Source organism: Pengzhenrongella frigida (genome assembly GCF_004168625.1).
GTDB classification, from domain to species: Bacteria; Actinomycetota; Actinomycetes; order Actinomycetales; family Cellulomonadaceae; genus Pengzhenrongella; species Pengzhenrongella frigida.
Window position 1 is genome coordinate 1 of the sequence record NZ_SDWW01000094.1, and the last position, 2,944, is coordinate 2,944.

Sequence of the window (2,944 nt, forward strand, 5' to 3'; positions counted from 1 at the left end):
ACCATCGCCCGGTTCAACGCCGACGCCATCTGACCCACCTCATCACGGGTATCGACCTCCAACCGCAGATCCAACCGCCCCTCCGCCAGACCCTCCAGCACCACCACGGCCTTGGCCATCGGACCCGCGATCATCCGGCCGATCCCGACGGCCAGCGCGATCGACACGGCGAGGGCCACGAGGATGAAGGTGATGATCATGGTGCGGGCACTGGCGTAGTCCGCCGCGCTGTCGGTCAGCGCCTGCTCGGCCGCCACGTCCTCGATGGCCAGCAGGTCCGTGAGGTCCTTCTCGACCCTGACGACGATCGGGCTCACGAGCTCGTTGCGGACGGCCAGGAACTCGGCAAGATCGTTGTCCTTGGCGAGCGGCATCAGCTGCTCGTCCACGACCTTGCGGTAGGCGGCGACGTCCACGATGAAGGCGTCGCGAGCGACCTCGCGGCCGCGCATGTCGGTGCCCGTGTACAGCGTCCACTTCTCGTCGACCAGCGCCCAGTTCGCCGTGATCGCCGCCTCGATCGCGTCCATCTCCGCCGGGTCCGGCGTCAGCGCGTAGTTCACGATCTGGCCGCGGATCAGGTTGAAGGTGGTGTCGACGGTGCTGAGCTGGCTGATGGCCTTCGTGCTGTCGTGGTACATCCCGTCCAGGCTCGCCTGCGCCGCCGCCAGCTTGGAGATCCCGATGCCCCCGACCCCGATCATCAGGACGCAGGTGATGAGGAAGCCGACCAACAGCTTCTGTGCCGTCTTGAGATTGCGGAAGAACGAGAGCGGACCGCGAGGTGTTCCTGTTCTGGCCATGACGAAGATCCGATCGAAACGGGCGCCGGTCCCCCGTGCGCGAGTGAGTACTGCGACTTGCCCGCTGATCGGCCGTTCTGTCCGTGAATTGAGGGATTGAGGCCGATCCAGGGTCCGACCTGACCCGCCGCGCGGTCCGCTGCGCGGTCAGCCCGCCTCGGACGCCCGGACGGCGTCCTCGAGCGTCCGCAGCGCGCTCCGCAACGCCGCCTCGGCGTCCACCCCGGCGAGCTCGGCCTCCGCGGCGAGCAGGAGCAGGCGCGCGCCGAACCCCCGGTCGTCGAGGGCCCGGTCGTCAAGAGCCGAGTCGTCAAGAGCCGAGTCGTCGAGGCCCGCCGGAGTGGCGGCGTCGTGCTGCCGGGCGACCGCGTCGACCTCGATCATGAGGCCGCCGCGGCGCGCACGGGAGAGCACCTTCTGCCCCCGGGCGAGCGCGCCCTGGGCGAGCGGGATGCCGTCGAGCACCGACGTGCGCTGCTTCTCGACCTTCTTGATCCGGTCCCAGCGCGCATGCACGACGTCGGCGCTCTCGGGCTCGGCGGTCGGGCCGCCCTCGGCTCCCGCGTCCTCGCCCAGGAGCGAGCCATCGGCGTCGAACACGTGCGGATGGCGTCGGACGAGCTTGGCGGCGACCCCGCGGGCGACGTCGTCCAGGTCGAACGCGTCGCTGGGGTGCTCCTGAGCGAGGCGCGCGTGGAAGACCACCTGGAGAAGCAGGTCCCCGAGCTCCTCGCGCATCCCCGCCCGGTCGCCGAGCTCGATGGCCTCGGCGACCTCGTGGGCCTCCTCGAGGGCGAACGGCACCAGGCTCTCGTGCGTCTGGGCGGCGTCCCAGGGGCAGCCGCCGGGCGAGCGGAGCAGGTCCATCACCTCGACCAGTGCGCGCACCCCGGCGCCCACGGCCGCATCGTCGCGAGGTTTCACGCCCGGACCCCCGTGCTGGTCAGCCGACAGCGGGGGCCGCGACGAGCCAGGGGTACGTGGCCGGCGTGATGGATCCGGTCGCGAGGTCGGCCTCGCCGTAGCGCGGGTTGATCTCGGCGTCGAGCGACGCGAGCTCCTCGCTGACCTGCGCGGTCACCTCGGCGCCGTCGGGCAGACCCTGGATGTTCTGCTGCAGGAGGGTGAACCGCGCGACCTCGATCGCGGCGGCACTGAAACCGGTCGTCCGGGCGGGCGCCGTCCCGGCCTCCTCGGCGGCCTGGGCCGCCTGGTCGAGCAGGGCTTCGGCCTCCTGGGTCGAGACCCCCACCCCGGCCGCGGACGCGGCCCGGTCGAAGACCGGTGCGGCGACGAGCACCATGAGCACGTTCGACTGCGTGACGTTCTCGAGGTACGGCGTCAGGTCCGTCGTGGCGTCCTGCAGCTCGGCGACCGAGATCGTCTCGCCGTCCACGACGGCGGCCGCACCAGGCTGACCGGAGCAGCCGCTGAGCCCCACCACGAGCGCACCGAGAGCGAGCAGGACAGGCGCACCGCGTCGCCCGGCCGAGAATCGGACCGTCACCGTCAGGCCTTTCGTTGTGATCAAGAACCGCTGGTCATCGTAAGCCGCTCACGCTACGGCTCGGACCGCCTCGTCGAGAAGCATCGCGGCGATCGCGTCCGCACCGGCGGGCCGGGGGTGGATGCCATCGCCCCAGAGCCACTCGGGGTGCGCCGCGGCCAGGGTCTTCCAGTCGAAGACCATCGCGTTGGGGTACTCCGGCACGATCCGGCCGATGAGCTCGTTGTTGTGCCCCTCCCAGGTCCGATCGACGGAGTCGTTGAGCACGATGACCCGTCGGGCGGGGCGGCCGAGGTCGAGCATCGCGCGCAGCTGCTCCTCGGCGATGGCACCGTTCGTTCCGGCACCGATGACGACGACCTGCCCGAGCCGGCCCGCGGCGGAGATGACCCCGAGCGCCTCCAGGACCCCGGCGGGCTGGCGGCTCGTGACGGCGTCGACCTCGAGCACCGGGAAGCGCGCGGTGAGGGCGGGGGCGATCGCCGCCATGACCGAGTCGCCGACGACGGTCGTCGGCGGGGGCGAGGAGGGGGCCGCCGGGACGACGTCGGCCGGCGCGACCGGCGCGGCAGCCGAGGCCGGGGCCAGCGGCGCCGAGACCTCGCGCGCGACCGGGGGCACCACCGGCACCGGG

At 71.9% G+C, this 2,944-nt stretch carries 4 protein-coding genes; all 4 read right to left on the minus strand.

Annotated features, from left to right (window positions below; all coding sequences use genetic code 11):
* A partial coding sequence (locus EUA98_RS19360; protein WP_130104316.1) for an MCP four helix bundle domain-containing protein occupies positions 1-803 on the minus strand: 803 nt, incomplete at its 3' end.
* 147 nt (positions 804-950) lie between these two features.
* Positions 951-1,727, minus strand: a complete 777-nt coding sequence (locus EUA98_RS19365; protein ID WP_242511735.1) for a nucleoside triphosphate pyrophosphohydrolase — start codon at positions 1,725-1,727, stop codon at positions 951-953.
* Positions 1,728-1,746: 19 nt separating this feature from the next.
* Complete coding sequence (locus tag EUA98_RS19370) at positions 1,747-2,310, minus strand: SurA N-terminal domain-containing protein (protein WP_130104317.1); 564 nt, start codon at positions 2,308-2,310, stop codon at positions 1,747-1,749.
* Between the two features lie 48 nt (positions 2,311-2,358).
* A partial coding sequence (locus tag EUA98_RS19985) for an SGNH/GDSL hydrolase family protein (protein ID WP_491562673.1) occupies positions 2,359-2,944 on the minus strand: 586 nt, incomplete at its 5' end.